Raw genomic sequence first — 16,476 nt, 5'->3', positions numbered from 1 at the left:
TAGGAGGAATATGATGATCCAAAAAGGCACATATGTCATGGTTAAAAAAATTGTTTTAAAGCATAATGAAAGATCAAACAATCTTCCTGAAGATACAAAGACAAAAGATTATATGATGAAAATAAAAGGCTTCTTATTAGAGGATGCAAATCTTAATGACTTGGTTGAAATAGAAACAACAACCAAAAGAAAAGTTGAGGGTATCTTGATTGAGGTTAATCCATCCTACACACACTCATTTGGAGATCATGTTGATGAAATTGATGTGATGAAATCGATCATTTTGGAGGAAACAAGATGACAGATTATGAGATGATGATGTCTAAAAGACAAGCAATTATGAAATCTTCACTACAATTGGATTATGAGCAGTTTGAACTTGAGGGTATTGCATTTGATTATGAAAAAATGATGAATGATGCTGGTTATACTTTTGAGGAAGTTCAAAAGATTCAAATTGAAAATCATGTAGGACAAACGCCTTTAGTTGAACTTAAAAATATAACTGAATACGCTAGAAAATTCGCAAAAAAGGGATTTGGAGCGCGTATCTTTTTAAAGGATGAAGCACTTAATTTAAGTGGTTCTTTTAAAGCAAGAAGAGCAGCAATTAGTGTATATCATGCAAAAAAATTAGGATATAAAGGTGTTGTGGCAGCAACAAGTGGAAACTATGGTGCCGCAGTAGCAGCGATGGCTGCTAGATTAAAGTTGAAATGCATTATTGTTCAAGAAGTCTTTGACTCTAATGAAAAGAATCAACCAGAAATTGTAGAAAAAGCTAGAGCATGTGAGGCATATGGTGCAGAAGTTATTCAGTTATCTGTAGGACCAGAACTTTTTTATGAGTTTTTGCTTATTTTAGAAGAAACAGGATATTTCAATGCTTCACTTTATTCCCCATATGGAGTTAAAGGCATAGAAACACTAGGATATGAAATTGCTGAAGAAATGTTAAGAAAAGAAGGCAAGTATCCGGAAGTCGTGATTGCAACTAACGCTGGTGGTGGGAATTTAACAGGCACTGCAAGAGGTCTTAAATATCATGGTGCCAATCACACAAGAATCGTTGGTGCGAGTGTTGATTTAACAGGCTTACATATGGCAAGTGATCATGATTTTAACTTAAAATCATTTACAACAGGTCACACAGGATTTGGTATCCCTTTTGCAACATACCCTGACCGATCTGATGTACCTAGAAGTGCTGCAAGACCACTGAGATATATGGACGAGTATGTTTTAGTCAATCAAGGTGCAGTTTTCTTTATGACTGAAGCTTTATCCCTTTTAGAGGGTATGGAAAGAGGACCTGCAGGTAATACAAGCTTAGCTGCAGCATTTTCAATGGCTCAAGAACTTCCAGAAGATTTCATTATCGTTGTGCAAGAAAGTGAATATACTGGAGCAGGCAAACATTTTAATAGTCAAATTGCGTTTGCTAAGTCACAAGGGATTACATTAACATTTGGTCATCCACTTGATGAAAAACCCGGAAAAAATCTTGTATTCCCTACATCCGGAAGTTTAATCAAACATAAATCATTAGATATGAATCAATTAAAAATGTCATATCTCAAAAGATATAAAAACCACGAGTTTAGTATGACTGAACTTAAGTATTTAGAAGATGAACTTAGAGTCAATCAACAAACAATTATAGAAATGGTGGGAAAGATCAATGAAAGCTAGAAAAGATGATTTTGAACAAAGACGAAAACACCTAAAAGACATGTCGGATCAAGACTTGAAAACTTATTTTTATAAATTATTAGATGAAATGATTGATCCAATTTTAGATTTAGCTTATACACACACATCACCTTCAATTGAACGAAGCGTACTACTTCGTATGGGATTTTCTTCGATTGAAGCAAAAGCAATCGTCGATTTGATTTTGGAGAATAATTTAATTGAACATGGTGCTGGACATGTTGTTTATAAGTATGCCCAAAAACATCAACTAAATATGAGAGAAGCTGGGTTGAAACTACTTGAAACACATAATCTAGATGATATCAAGGAGGATTTTAAACATGCTAAAGCCTAATGAAAAACTTGATATAAAAAACATACTAAGTGATTTAGAAAATTATAGACCCAAAAGAAAAGGTTGGGTATGGAGAGAACACAAACCTCAAAACATAGGACCTTTTTTCTATCAAGATGTCAGTGATTCACTAAAAAATTATGTATCGTTACCAAGTGCAAGACATTTAAATCATATTGATCCACAACCTCAATCAACGATTACAACAGAAATTGCTTCAGGTAGGTTCGAAGATGATATTAGACGTATGCGTATGGCTGCTTATCATGGTGCTGATCATATGATGGTCATTAGAACTGCTGGACAATCACATATGGACGGACTTCTTGAAGGTACTCCTCAAGGGGTTGGTGGAGTTCCTATCACTAGAAAACAAGTTAGAGCTCAAAGAAAAGCTTTAGATATCATTGAAGAAGAAGTCGGTAGACCGATTAATTATCATTCATATGTATCAGGAGTTGCTGGTCCTGAAATCGCAGTCATGTTTACTGAAGAAGGTGTCAATGGTGCACATCAAGACCCACAATATAATGTGTTATATCGCAACATTAACATGATTAGAAGTTTTGTGGATGCAGCAGAATCTAAAAAAATTATGGCTTTTGGAGAACTTGCACAAATCGATGGTGCACATAATGCAAATGCAACAGCTAGAGATGCTTGGAAAGTGATGCCTGAACTTCTTGTGCAACATGGTATTAATTCAAGATTTAGCGAACGTGTAGGGATCAAACCAGATTTGATTTGTCTATCAACGGTTCCACCAGCTGCACCACCAAGTCCAGACATTAAACTTAATCTACCTTATGCACTTGCACTGCGTGAGTTTTTTAGCAATTATAAAATGCGTGCACAAATGAATACAAAATATATGGATTCGTCAACAAGAGAAGCTACAGTGACACATGTCTTAAATCTATTGATTTCTAAACTAACTTCTGCAGATATACAATCAACGATTACTCCTGATGAAGGACGTAATGTGCCGTGGCATATGTTTAACATTGAAGCTTTAGATACTGCTAAGCAAGCCATGATTGGTATGGACGATTTAATGAGCATGTTAACATTTAAAACAGATGGAGAACTTTTTAAAACTAAACGTGAACTAGAAGAACGAGCAATTTTAATGATGGAAGAAATCATCGAATTAGGTGGTTATTTCAAAGCTGTTGAGGCTGGTATGTTTGTCGATAGTGGACTATATCCAGAACGCATGGGTGACGGTATTAAACGAGAAGTTAATGGTGGTATTGGTAGTGATACAACATATAAACGTGCTAAGGACTATATGGCTCCAGTGTCAGCTCATTATGGATTCAATAATATCGAGCAATACGGTATAAGCAAACATCCAGAATCATTAATCAATGGATCAACTTTTGAGAAACCTGAAAAAATCCAGTTTATTGACGAACTTGATGAAGAAGATAATGTGAATATCCGCATGGATCAAACAAAAAATTATAGAGACACTCATCTTATAAAACCAGAAGTTCAGTGGTTGGGTGATGGTGTGGTAACAGTTGATTTATTTTTTCCAACAGATAAAGATACTGCCGAGGCAGCGGCTTTAGAAGTAGGTAAAAAAATGAATTTAACCAATGTGGAAGTTATACATGTCGAAGTTCTTCATCCTAGTGAAGGTACGAGAGTTCAATTCAAAGGTGTCTTTGATATTGATATTGACATCAATGAATTAAAAATTCTCAAAAAAGAAGAAAATTTACCAGAGGAAGAAATCTTGGCTTATGTAAAAAAGCATGATTTAAAAATTGTTGCTGGCACAGGTGGAAATGATGAACACAGTGTTGGTATGAGAGAAATCTTGGATATCAAACATGGTGGTATTGAAAAATATGGCATTCATTATACATACTTAGGCACAAGTGTTCCAATCGAAAAATTTATTGATGCGGCTATTGAAATCGATGCAAGTTGTGTCATGATTTCACTCATCATCTCACATGATGATATTCACTACAAGAATATGCAAAAATTAAATGATTATGCGATTGAAAAAGGTGTTAGAGATAAATTGATATTAATCGCTGGTGGTACACAAGTGACTCCAGAACTCGCAAAATCATATGGCATGGATCAAGGTTTTGGTAGAGGTACGAAAGGAATTGATGTTGCTTCTTTCATTGTGAAACAACACAAAAAGATTTATGAAAGTTGATGTTTTAGTTGCAGAAATTGGATCGACAACAACGATTGTTAATGCATTTAACCTATTCCAGGAACCACTTGGATTTTTAGGCAAGGGTTATTCTAGAACAACTGTTGAGACTGATGTCACCATTGGTTTAAAAAAAGCAATTGAAAACCTAAAAATAAACTTAAATGTTAATGACATTGATTATCAAGAGATGTTTGCAACCTCATCAGCAGCTGGGGGACTAAAAATGACTGTTCATGGTCTTGTCTATGAAATGACAGCAAAAGCTGCAAAACAAGCTGCCCTAAATGCAGGTGCAAACATTCACTTAGTGACAGCGAATCTTATAGAGGATAGTGATATCGAAAAGATTAAAGCGATACATCCTAATATTATTGTTGTTGCTGGAGGTACAGATTATGGCGAAAAAGAAGTTGCTTATCAAAATCTCTTAAAATTAAAAGATTTAAATATACCAATGATTTATAGTGGGAATATTCAAAATCATGATCGAATCAAAGCATTAAATATTATGCATTTAAGGATTGTTGAAAATGTATATCCAAGAGTAGATGACTTTAATATTTTACCTTTAAGAAAAGCAATATATGAGACTTTTGAAGAGAACATTGTTCATGCAAAGGGTATGCACAAAATTAATGACATGATCAATGGACATATTATCCCTACACCTGGATCAGTTATGGAAACGACGCTTTTATTAAATGATTTAATCAAAGGTGTAATGACAATAGATGTTGGTGGGGCAACCACAGATGTCCATTCAGTTTGTGAACCCAATCAAATATATCAAAAATATCATGATGGTGAACCTTTATTTAAGCGAACAGTTGAAGGCGATTTAGGTGTATACATTAATAGAAACCTTGTTTACGCCCAATCAAGAAAAACAAAAATAAATCAAACCATGCATATGGAAGAAGAAAGTATTTTAAGAATCTTAAAAGAAGCATCTTATATTCCAGAAACTGATCAAGGTAAACAACTGATCGACCTTTTAACAGAAGTCTGTGTCGAAAAAGCACTAGACCGTCATGTTGGCGATTTAAAGCGTGTTTTTACAACCAATGGTATGAAAGTCATACCTGATGGTAAAGACGCTTCTCAAGTTCAAGCAATCTTCTTAACAGGTGGAGCTTGTTTATACCATGATGGGATTGAACCGTTTATTAGAAACTACTTAGAACAATCTGTTACCAAACTGGTACCAAACCATCATGTTAAAATTTATAAGGACCAAAAGTATTTGTTTTCTTCACTTGGTGTACTTTCTTTAAACTACAGAGAAGAGGTTAAACAAATGCTACGTGATATGTTTAACATTAAGGAGGATAAAGATGTATCCTAGAGTCTTAATTGATCCAAAAAAATATGCTTATAACGTCTCATTTATCACAGGCTTATGTCATAAACAAGGCATATCCATTATGGGGGTTTCAAAAGTTTATTGTGCCGATGATAAGTTAGTATCTGTACTTGATCAATCTCAAGTTGATTTTATTGCAGATTCTAAACTAGATAATTTGATGCATATCAAGACAATAAAACCCAAAGTTTATTTAAGAATTCCTGCTTTATCTGAAGCATCACTTGTTGTTAAATTTACAGATATGTCACTTCATTCTGAACTTGAAGTCATTAAAAAAATAGATGAAATCTCTGGGAAAATGAGAAAAAGACACAAAATAATACTCATGTATGATTTAGGGGATTTAAGAGAAGGCATTTATTATCAATCTTTTAAATTAGATGACATTAAAGAAATTTTAGCACTTCAACATGTAGAACTATATGGCATAGGTACTAATTTAACATGCTATGGTAGTGTGATTCCTTCTATTGAAACGTATCAAAAACTAAAGACAATTAAAGATCAAATTGAACATGCATTTGACATGAAACTTCATTTAATCTCTGGTGGGAATTCATCTTCAATACCAATGCTCATAGAAGGTAACATGCCTAATTTTATCAATAATCTTCGCATCGGAGAAGCAATGATTGTCGGTAGAGAAACTGCATATCAAAAACGTATCGATCATTTATATGAAGATGTGATTACCTTAGAAACTGAAATTTTAGAAATTAAGGAAAAACCCTCATATCCTGAAGGAGAACTTGGTTTTGATGCGTTTGGTCAAATTCAAACTTACAAGGATGTTGGTATGATGAAAAGAGCTATCTTATCAATTGGTAGACAAGATGTTAAGCATGATGATTTAATACCTCCAAAAGGTATAGAAATTGTAGGAAGTAGTAGCGATCATTTAATTGTACATATTATTGATGGTATCTATCAAATTGGTGATGTGATTCAGTTTAAACTTAAATATGGGGGCATATTAAGTTTAATGACATCACCCTATGTGGAGAAAGTCTATGTCTGATATCTATAGACCAACATATGCTCAAATTGATTTAAATGCTCTTGATCATAATGTTGATTACGTCCAAAAACTAAATCCTAATAAAGAGATTATCCCTGTGATCAAAGCCAATGCTTATGGTCACGGTGCGATAAAAATTATGGAACACTTAATCAAGAAAGGTGTTCGTGTATTTGCTGTATCACTCTTGGAAGAAGCAATCGAACTTAGAAACATCAATCATCATGTCAAAATCATTATGATGGGACCTATTCTTGAGGATCAGTTTAAAGTTGCTGAAAAGTACCATGTCGATATTACGATTTATGATGAACATATTTTAAAGGCTGTCTTAAAGACAAAATGTATATTAAACATTCATTTGAAAATTGATACAGGTATGCATCGATATGGTTTGGAAGATAAAGAACAAGTCCTTAAAGCGATTAATGATATTACAACACATGAAAGTTTACATCTAGAAGGTATTTATACACATTTTGCGACTGCAAATGAGAACTATGATTATTATCTCATGCAACTCAATCATTTCAAAGACATTTTTAAAGATATAAAACATAAACCACCGATGATTCATATATCCAATTCTTCATCGGGTATAAAATATGAAAAGGATTATGATTTTACGACACATATCAGATTAGGCATATCGTTATACGGTTTATCATTAGATGAGCCAAAACCTAATCTTATACCTGTGATGTCATTACATAGTCAAGTTGCAGAAATGAAGCATATAAAAGCACATGATAAAGTCGGCTATGGTGCTTCATATGAAGCTAAAAAAGATGAGTACATTGCTGTTATACCGATTGGTTATGCTGATGGATGGTTGAGAAGCAATAAAAAGAATGATGTTGAGATTAACCATAAAAGATATCCAATTGTTGGGATTATCTGTATGGATGCAATGTTTGTAAAAGTTGATGATACAGTTCAAGTTGGAGATGAAGTCATACTATTTGGAGGTATGATTTCAACTGATGAAGTAGCACAAAAACAAAAGACTATTGTTTATGAAGTGTGTACCAATATATCATATAGGGTACCAAGAAAATATATAGGGAGAACATAACATGAATTTAAAAGGAAGAAGTTTATTAACACTGCTCGATTATACGACTGATGAAATTCAGTATTTGATTAATCTAGCAAAAAGGCTTAAGGAAGAGAAAAAGCAAGGCATACCTCATCGTTATTTAGAAGGTAAAAATATTGTTTTACTTTTCCAAAAGGATTCAACGAGAACAAGATGTGCATTTGAAGTAGGCGCATATGATCTAGGGATGCAAACGACTTATTTAGGGCCTACTGGATCACAAATGGGCAAAAAAGAAAGTGTTAAAGACACTGCAAGAGTTTTAGGACATATGTATGATGCGATTGAATTTAGAGGGTATTTACAAACAGATGTGATGGCTTTAAGTGAATATTCAGGTGTTCCTGTTTATAATGGCCTTACTGATTTATATCATCCAACACAAATTCTTGCTGATTTCTTGACGATTCAAGAAACTTTTGGAACTTTAAAAGGCTTGAATTTTACTTATTTTGGTGACGCTAGAAACAATATGGGTAATTCACTTATGATCGGTTGTGCGAAAATGGGTATCAATTTTAAGGCAGTTGCGCCTAAAGCATTATGGCCTAGAAAAGAGTTAATAGAAGTGTGCGAAAACATTGCTAAAGAAACAGGCGCAATTCTATCTTTTGAAACTGATCCATTAAAGGGTGCAGAACATAGCGATATTATCTATACAGATGTTTGGGTATCCATGGGTGAAGCTAAGGATGTGTGGTTAAAGCGCATCAAAGAATTATATCCATATCAAGTTTCTAAAGATATCATGAAAGCCGCAAATAAAGATGCTATATTCATGCACTGCCTACCTGCTTTTCATGGATTAGATACGGAAGTTGGACAACAAATTGCTATGGAGTTTGGTGATCAATATCCAACTGTTAAACAAGGGGCTTTAGAGGTTACTGATGAAGTCATAGAATCCAATCAAAGTGTCGTTTTTGAAGAGGCGGAAAATAGAATGCATACTATTAAAGCGGTGATGTTAGCAACTTTGAGTGATGATTATGAGTAAATATGTCATATCACTTGGAGGTAATGCATTAGGGAAAGACCCACAAAGTCAAAAAGCATTATTAAAACATGTAAGTAAAGCTATATTGCCACTTATTAAAGAAAGGCATGATATTGTTTTAGTTCATGGTAATGGACCACAAGTTGGTATGATTAATTTGGCTTTTAATGAATCAAAATCAACACCAATGATGCCATTTGCTGAGTGTGGTGCAATGAGTCAAGGTTATATTGGCTTTCATATCCAAAATGCTTTAATCAATTTGATTAAGCAAGAAAAATTAAACAGAAAAGTAGTAACACTTGTGACTCAAATTCTAGTCGATCAAAATGATCCAAGATTTAAAAATCCTTCGAAACCTATAGGTAGTTTTTATAGTAAAGAAGAAGCCGATGAGTTAACTAAAACTTTAAATTATGATATGGTTGAAGATGCTGGACGTGGATATCGAAGAGTAGTACCAAGTCCACTACCAATCGATGTGATTGAGAAAGAAAGCTTGTTAGCATTACTTGAAAAACATCACATCGTTATCAGTGGTGGAGGTGGAGGTATCCCAGTCATTAAAGATGAATTTGGTTATCATGGTGTCGACGCAGTGATTGATAAAGATTTTGCGAGTGCAAAAATTGCTGAAATTATTGATGCAGATGCATTAATTATTTTAACTGCTGTCGATCATGTATACTTAAATTTTAATGAACCTAACCAGATTAAGTTAGAAAAGATTTATGTTGATGAGTTAGAAACTTTAATTAATGACAATCATTTTAAAAAAGGTTCAATGCTACCAAAAGTAGAGGCATGTATATCCTTTGTAAAGCATAGTAGTCATAAAGCAATTATAGCGTCATTAGATCAAGCCTATGATGCGATTGTTCACCACAAAGGTACTGAAATTTTACCGAGATAAAGATAAAAATCACGATTCTAATATGAACCGTGATTTTTTTAATCTCTTTTTTTATGTTTGATTTGGTCGATCATTTTTAAACGATCAGACAATGCTTTTTCATATGCACTTTCTGATTTTGGATGGTAATAAACCTTATTTTTAATTTTATCTGGCATATATGACTGATCATTAATTGATTGATCATCGTTATGTGGATAATGATATATTTCAGGGTTTAACTTGATTTTTCTATTACTTGCATGATCAGGAATTACTCCACAATCTTCGTTTTCATAATCACTAAGTGCTTCATCAATCGCAATCACACCAGTATTACTTTTCGGAGATAATGCCATATCGATAACCGTGGTTGATAAAATGATTCTCGCTTCTGGCATGCCTACTTTTAAAGCAGCTTCTGTAGCAGCTAAGACTTTTTGTCCCATCATTGGATTTGCAAGTCCAATATCTTCATATGCTATGACTAAAAGTCTTCTAATAATGGATAATAAATCATCAAGTGTTAATAATCGTGCTAAATAATGGATAGACGCATCAACATCTGACCCTCTAATTGATTTTTGTAGAGCACTTAATAAATCATAGAAATGATCTTCATGATCATCAAGATCTAAATGCTTTTTGCCACTGATGCGGTCGATATGATGACTCATCAAAGTATCACCATCATCTAGAAGTAATGATGCACTTTCTAAGATGTTTAATGCGGTTCTGACTTCATGATTAGAAAATTTCACAATTTTAGTTAATGCCTTTTGATCGATATGAATATCGATATCTAAATGATGAATACCATTTAAAACTGCTTTTTCTATGGCATCATCTGTTAATTTTTTTACTTCATACAAATGACATCTCGAACGAATCGCTGGATTGACAGATTGATAAGGGTTAAGTGTTGTTAATCCAATGACAGTAGCTTTACCATTTTCCATAAAAGGTAGTAAATAATCTTGAATATCTTTTTTCATTCTGTGGATTTCATCAACAACGATTAAAATATCTTTATAAGCTGTTGTATCTAAAATATCTTTTAGTCTTTGCTTGTTATCAGTTGATGCATTAAAAAAATAGAATTCATGACCAGCTTTTTCAGCAAAAATAGTCGCGATCGTGGTTTTACCAGTTCCTGGGGGACCATATAAAATAAATGATAATAGTTTCTCTTTTTTTAGCATTAAACTCAAAACACCATCTTGTGAAACAAGATGGTCCTGTCCGAAGACATCGCTAAATTCAGTTGGTCTAATCCGATATGCTAAAGGTTTCATTTTATCACCCACCAACATTATAGCATACTTGTAAAAAGTAATAAAATGCGATAAAATAAATAAGTGATACAAAAAGATACCGGAGGCTTATTATGAACTTAAAAGACTATATTGCAGAAGTACCAAATTTCCCGAAAGAAGGGATTTTATTTAGAGATATAACACCACTCATGTTAGATGGTAAAGCATATAAATATGCATCAGATGAATTTACTAAATTTGCACAAGAAAAAGGAGCAACAGTGATCGTTGGTCCAGAAGCTAGAGGATTCATTTTTGGATGTCCTGTAGCAACAAATATGGGCATTGGATTTGCACCTGTAAGAAAACCAGGGAAACTCCCTAGAGAAGCTATATCAGTTTCTTATGATTTAGAATATGGTTCAAATGAATTGTGTATGCATGCAGATGCAGTAAAACCTGGAGATAAAGTTTTAGTTGTTGACGACTTACTCGCTACAGGTGGTACAATGGAAGCAACCATAGAACTTGTTGAAAAACTAGGCGGAGAAGTTGTTGGTCTAGCATTTTTAATAGAATTAACAGAACTAAATGGTAGAGATAAATTAAAAGGTCATGATATACTAACACTAATATCATACTAAAAGGGGTGAATCTGTGACTGATCCACTATTTCAAACTTTAGCAGAAGCTTTTGGAAAATACATAAAAAATGAAAAAGATGTAGAGCTTATAAAAAAGGCTTATTTTTTAGCTAAGGAAAAACACGAAGGACAAATGCGTAAAAGTGGAGAACCATACATCACTCACCCAGTAGCGGTTGCAAAAATCTTATCAGAGTTAACTGCTGGTCCAGCAACGATTATTGCAGCACTACTTCATGACACAGTAGAAGACACAGATTTATCATTAAAAGATGTTGAAAAAGATTTTGGTCCTGAGATTGCAGCACTTGTTGATGGTGTGACTAAAATTGGTAAACTATCGTTTAATCAAGTAGCATCACAAGCGGATAATCATCAAAAAATGCTTTTAGCAATGGCTAAAGACATCAGAGTTGTCTTAATTAAGATTGCAGATAGATTACATAATGTGAGAACATTAAACTCCATGTCTCCAGAAAAACAATATAAAATTGCTAGTGAGACATTAGATATTTATGCACCACTTGCTCATAGACTCGGGATCTTTAGAATAAAAGCTGAACTAGAAGATAGATCCTTAAGATATACTGATCCACCGATGTATTATCGTGTATCAAATATGATCCAAGCAAAAAAAGCTGAACGAGAAGCATCCATCGAAAAAATTATTGAAAGTATTAAGGGTCTATTTAATCATAGTGAACTACAAAACTATGAAATTAAAGGTCGTATTAAAAACATTTTTTCTATTTATAAGAAAATGGTTAGAGACCATCGTGCATTTGAAGATATTTATGACTTACTTGCGGTAAGAATTATTGTTCCTAAAGTAGAGACATGTTATCAAGCATTAGGTATCATTCATGCGAATTATACACCGATTCCAAGACGTTTTAAGGACTATATAGCAGTACCTAAACCAAATATGTATCAATCACTCCATACGACTGTTTTATCCGAAGATGGAACACTTTTTGAAGTGCAAATTAGAACAAAAGAAATGGATTCTGTCGCAGAGTTTGGGGTTGCAGCTCACTGGGCATATAAAGAAAATAAAACTTATTCTAAAGAACGTGAACAGTTTGAAATTGCACAAAAACTTAAATGGTATGGAGAACTCATGAAGATGACCGAAGATTCTGATGAAACAGAAGGTACAGCTGAAGAGTTTGTAGGTACTGTAAAAGGTGATATCTTAGATGCGAATGTATATGTATTTACACCAAAAGGAGAAGTCATTGAACTTCCTAAAGGGGCAACACCTATCGATTTCGCATACCGAATCCATACGGATATTGGTAATAAGATGGTTGGGGCTAATGTCAACAATCGAATTGTAACATTAGATTACGAATTAAATACTGGTGATATCGTCAGTGTTAAAACCAACAAAAGTTCTTATGGTCCGAGTGAAGATTGGCTTAAAATTGCTAAATCATCACATGCAAAACATAAAATTAAAAGTTTTTTAAATAAACAAAATCGAGATAATTTAATTCAATTAGGTAAAGATCAATTAGACCGTGAGATGTCTGCCCAAAAAGTAGATGTTTCTATTGATGATGCATTTGTCAAGAAACATTTTGAAAAAAACATGGTCACTGAATTAGAAGGTCTTTATTTAGAAATAGGCAAAGGCATTATTAGTTCTAAAACGGTTGTTGCAAAACTATTAGGAAAAGAAGTTGATAAAGAACTACTACTTCAAAGACAAATGGAAAAAGCTGCAAGACAGCTTATCACACATAGTGAAACTGGTGTCGTTATTGAAGGCTTATCAAGTCCACAATTAAAGCTTGCCAATTGTTGTCTACCTATACCTGGTGACCCAATTATTGGCTTTGTGAGCAAGACAAGTGGTATTGTTATTCATTCAACATATTGTCCAAATTGTAGTCAATTTGACGAAAACAGATTGATAGAGGCTTTCTGGTCAACTGAAATCACTAGAAAATATCCAACAAGAATAAAAATTATAGGAACTGCAAAACCGACGTTATTAACTGATATTGTCACTGCGGTTAACGCACAAACCATTAGTATTGCCGAAGTAAATGCTAATACTGGATCAAATCTTGAAATGGTGATTAAGCTTAAGGTTTTAGTGAATGATCAAAATCAGTTACAATCACTCATGGTTAACTTAAGAAAAGTAAGTGACATCTTTTCAGTGGAAAGAGATTTCAAATGAGAGTTGTTGTCCAAAGAGTTAAAGAGGCATCTGTAAGTGTAGATCAACAGATTGTTGGAAGCATTAATCAAGGTTTATTATTATTTGTTGGTGTTACTCATGATGATACAAAAGAGGATGTTGATTATTTAGTAAAGAAGGTATTAAATTTACGTATTTTTGAGGATGATCAGGGCAAGATGAATCTTTCAGTTCTTCAAGAAAACTATGAAATTCTTAGTATCTCGCAGTTTACTTTACATGCAGACACTAAAAAAGGCAATAGACCGAGTTTCATTGAAGCTGCAAAACCTGATGTTGCAGAAGAAATTTATAATGATTTTAATGCAAAGTTGAAAAAGCAAAATATTAAGATTGAAAAAGGGATTTTCGGAGCAATGATGGAGATTTCTTTAATCAATGATGGACCAGTAACCATTATTTTGGATAGTAAAAATAGATAATAATCTTACATTATAAAAGATAATTAAATATATTTTAGATAAGAGGAACTACTTGAGTTGATGTAGTTCCTCTTTGATTTAAAGTGGTTTTGTTATATAATTGAAAGAGTGATAACGATGGAGGAAGTTATATGCAGCATAAAATAATATTTGTTGAAGGACAACCGGGAAGTGGTAAATCTACGATCTCGCAATTTATAACGCAACAACTTAATCTTAATGGGGAATCAGTCTATTGGTTAGATGAGTATGAGCATGATGGTGGCTATTTTAATCAGTTTTGGGAAGACTATGATCAACCGAATAAGAATCAAGTAGAGACGCTCATCAAGTGTTGGAGACATTTAATCGATAAAATTAAGGAGTCAGATTCAACTTTCATCATTGACAGTGCTTATTTGAGTTATACGCTTTATCTGCTTAATCTTGAGATATCTTTCGAAAAAATCAAAGATTATTTTCAAAGTTTAAATAGATTATTATCTGAACTAAATCCTAAGGTTATCTTTTTTAAAGGTGATACAAAGACGATTATTACTAGAGCGTGTGAAAGAAGGGGAGACATCTGGACTGAGTATACCATTGAAAAAATTGAAGAAGGTCCTTACCAAAAGCATAGGAATAGAACTGGATTTGAAGGTATGGTTGCATATTTTTCTGACGCTCAGAACTTATATGCTGATCTATTACCTTTAAGTGATTATCAAATACTTCAATTGGATGTTACCGAAGAAAATTGGCCAAAGAATGAAGAGATGATTTTAGCATGGCTAGGATATCCAAGGATCAATAACACACATGAACTAAGTAAAAGTGATCTAAAAAAATATTTAGGCATGTATCAAGTGCCAGATCATTTCCCAGCCAAAGGTGAAACATTACAGATTGTTGAAAAAGATGATTTGCTCATATTGGTTGGAAAATTTTGGAATGATTATAAATTAATACCTAAATCAAACACACATTTTTTGATTTCTGGAATTCCAATGGAACTCAATTTTAATATTCAAAAAGAGGGTACAATTGCTGGTTTTGATTATACATTTATTGATGGAAAAACATATTTTTGTGTGAAAACTAATGCTAATCTAGTTAGATGAGTATTTATTTGAATTTTAGATAAATAAAATGGGAGTTTTTATGAGAGATTTAAGATATGAAACGCTAACAAAAGATCATCTAGATGTAATATGTAAACTACTCATAAGTAGACAAAATCAAGAAAACAAGGAATATTCCTTTTTAAAAGATGCAATCCATGAAATATCTGATGTAAAAGATCATTTTTCCAAAGTAATTGATTCAGAGAATTTAATTGGTGTTGTTGCATTTAAAAATGATATAGCTGTTGGTTATATTTATGGATTAACCTATAAAAAGGAGCATGGAAAATTCTTTGTACATGTGCCTTACGAGGGCTTAGCTGCAATAACCAATCAATCGAGTGATATCATAAAGCATATGTATAAAGAAGTTTCAAAACAGTGGGTTAATCAAGGTTTTTTCATACATTATTTAATGATGCCTTTAGGACATAAAGAACACTTAGATTCTGCACATCAATTAGGTTTTTCTATAGAACAGGCCTATGCCGCAATGTCAACTGATACTTTTCAGCCATTTTTAATAAAAAATACCGATGCAAGTATAAGAAAGTATCATCAACAAGATGCAGCCATACTTGAGAAGTTAGCATTTATTGTAGCTGAACATCAAAATCAAGCTCCGATCTTTGTATCTTATCATTTGGATAATTTAAAAACTCGAAAAGAAGCGTTTAGAAATTTAGTTAATGATAGTGATGTGTGTGAACTTTTGATTTTAGAAAAAGACAATCATCCTATAGGTTTTCAATTATATGAGTATGTATCTAAGAATTTGATGATACCTGACATGAGTGTAGAACTTGTAGTTGCAGGTGTCTTAAATGCCTTTAAAGGAAAAAATCTAGGAAAAGCACTTATGAATCATGCAATTGAATCATTGAAAAGTAAAAACTATAAATATATTGTAACTGACTGGAAACCTTTTAACTTAGAAGCATCAACCTTTTGGCAAAAATGTGGGTTTATACCATATGTTTATTTAATGAAGAGGACTATAGACAGTGATTATCGTAAAATAGATTTCAATGATATTTAATATTTTTTAGATTTATATAAGAAAGTTTATTAAATTTCTAATAAATGTTGACAAAAATACCTACTAAAAGATAGAATAATACTATATCATTTAAATAGCCAATGAAAAAGAGCATTTATGTTATAAATGGTGACAACTTTGGAGGCATATCAAACATTGAGGGCTAGAAATTTTCTAGAACTAAGGTGGTACC

At 33.0% G+C, this 16,476-nt stretch carries 15 protein-coding genes; 14 read left to right on the top strand and 1 reads right to left on the bottom strand.

The features are described 5' to 3' along the window. The first annotated feature begins 13 nt into the window (after positions 1-13). Genes BK011_05595 through BK011_05555 form a run of 9 tightly spaced genes read left to right on the top strand, consistent with a single transcriptional unit; the run spans position 14 to position 9,628 of the window. Positions 14-301, top strand: a complete 288-nt coding sequence (locus BK011_05595; protein AUD65180.1) for a hypothetical protein — start codon at positions 14-16, stop codon at positions 299-301. Continuing rightward, the gene (locus BK011_05590) at positions 298-1,692 is read left to right on the top strand and encodes a PLP-dependent lyase/thiolase (GenBank protein ID AUD65179.1); all 1,395 of its coding nucleotides are present in this window, start codon (positions 298-300) and stop codon (positions 1,690-1,692) included. The genes BK011_05595 and BK011_05590 overlap by 4 nt, the downstream gene beginning before the upstream one ends. After that, a complete protein-coding gene (locus BK011_05585; GenBank protein AUD65178.1) occupies positions 1,682-2,050 on the top strand; it encodes an ornithine aminomutase in 369 nt (122 codons plus the stop codon). Before BK011_05590 ends, BK011_05585 begins: the two co-directional genes overlap by 11 nt. Then, on the top strand, positions 2,037-4,232 hold the full coding sequence (locus BK011_05580; protein ID AUD65177.1) for a LuxR family transcriptional regulator: 2,196 nt from the start codon (positions 2,037-2,039) through the stop codon (positions 4,230-4,232). Before BK011_05585 ends, BK011_05580 begins: the two co-directional genes overlap by 14 nt. Then, on the top strand, positions 4,222-5,580 hold the full coding sequence (locus BK011_05575) for a hypothetical protein (protein AUD65176.1): 1,359 nt from the start codon (positions 4,222-4,224) through the stop codon (positions 5,578-5,580). Before BK011_05580 ends, BK011_05575 begins: the two co-directional genes overlap by 11 nt. After that, positions 5,570-6,619, top strand: coding sequence for a hypothetical protein (locus tag BK011_05570; GenBank protein ID AUD65175.1), 1,050 nt, complete (start codon positions 5,570-5,572; stop codon positions 6,617-6,619). Before BK011_05575 ends, BK011_05570 begins: the two co-directional genes overlap by 11 nt. Continuing rightward, on the top strand, positions 6,612-7,694 hold the full coding sequence (locus BK011_05565) for an alanine racemase (protein ID AUD65174.1): 1,083 nt from the start codon (positions 6,612-6,614) through the stop codon (positions 7,692-7,694). Before BK011_05570 ends, BK011_05565 begins: the two co-directional genes overlap by 8 nt. Position 7,695: 1 nt before the next feature. Next, on the top strand, positions 7,696-8,715 hold the full coding sequence (locus BK011_05560) for an ornithine carbamoyltransferase (protein ID AUD65173.1): 1,020 nt from the start codon (positions 7,696-7,698) through the stop codon (positions 8,713-8,715). Continuing rightward, positions 8,702-9,628 carry a carbamate kinase gene (locus BK011_05555; GenBank protein ID AUD65172.1) on the top strand — a complete coding sequence of 309 codons (927 nt, stop codon included), beginning with the start codon at positions 8,702-8,704 and terminating at the stop codon, positions 9,626-9,628. Before BK011_05560 ends, BK011_05555 begins: the two co-directional genes overlap by 14 nt. A 38-nt stretch (positions 9,629-9,666) precedes the next feature. Here the strand turns inward: BK011_05555 and BK011_05550 are convergent, their stop codons facing one another. Beyond that, complete coding sequence (locus tag BK011_05550; GenBank protein ID AUD65171.1) at positions 9,667-10,902, bottom strand: hypothetical protein; 1,236 nt, start codon at positions 10,900-10,902, stop codon at positions 9,667-9,669. Between the two features lie 92 nt (positions 10,903-10,994). Here BK011_05550 and BK011_05545 point away from each other — a divergent pair, with 92 nt between their 5' ends. From BK011_05545 to BK011_05525, 5 genes are all read left to right on the top strand, one after another. Next, positions 10,995-11,507: an adenine phosphoribosyltransferase gene (locus BK011_05545; GenBank protein AUD65170.1), complete on the top strand. Its 513-nt coding sequence runs from the start codon at positions 10,995-10,997 to the stop codon at positions 11,505-11,507. A 13-nt stretch (positions 11,508-11,520) separates the two neighbouring features. Further along, entirely contained in the window at positions 11,521-13,698 is a 2,178-nt protein-coding gene (locus BK011_05540) for a (p)ppGpp synthetase (GenBank protein ID AUD65169.1), read from the top strand. Next, positions 13,695-14,141: a D-tyrosyl-tRNA(Tyr) deacylase gene (locus BK011_05535; protein ID AUD65168.1), complete on the top strand. Its 447-nt coding sequence runs from the start codon at positions 13,695-13,697 to the stop codon at positions 14,139-14,141. Before BK011_05540 ends, BK011_05535 begins: the two co-directional genes overlap by 4 nt. Before the next feature lie 131 nt (positions 14,142-14,272). After that, positions 14,273-15,241 carry a hypothetical protein gene (locus tag BK011_05530; GenBank protein AUD65167.1) on the top strand — a complete coding sequence of 323 codons (969 nt, stop codon included), beginning with the start codon at positions 14,273-14,275 and terminating at the stop codon, positions 15,239-15,241. Positions 15,242-15,281: 40 nt separating this feature from the next. Then, positions 15,282-16,283, top strand: a complete 1,002-nt coding sequence (locus BK011_05525; GenBank protein AUD65166.1) for a hypothetical protein — start codon at positions 15,282-15,284, stop codon at positions 16,281-16,283. The last annotated feature ends 193 nt before the right edge of the window (positions 16,284-16,476 follow it).

The organism is Tenericutes bacterium MZ-XQ (assembly GCA_002838205.1).
Lineage (GTDB): Bacteria > Bacillota_I > Bacilli_A > Acholeplasmatales > Acholeplasmataceae > Mariniplasma.
Note: the sequence above shows the minus strand (reverse complement) of the source record. Positions and strands in the feature narration are given on the sequence as shown.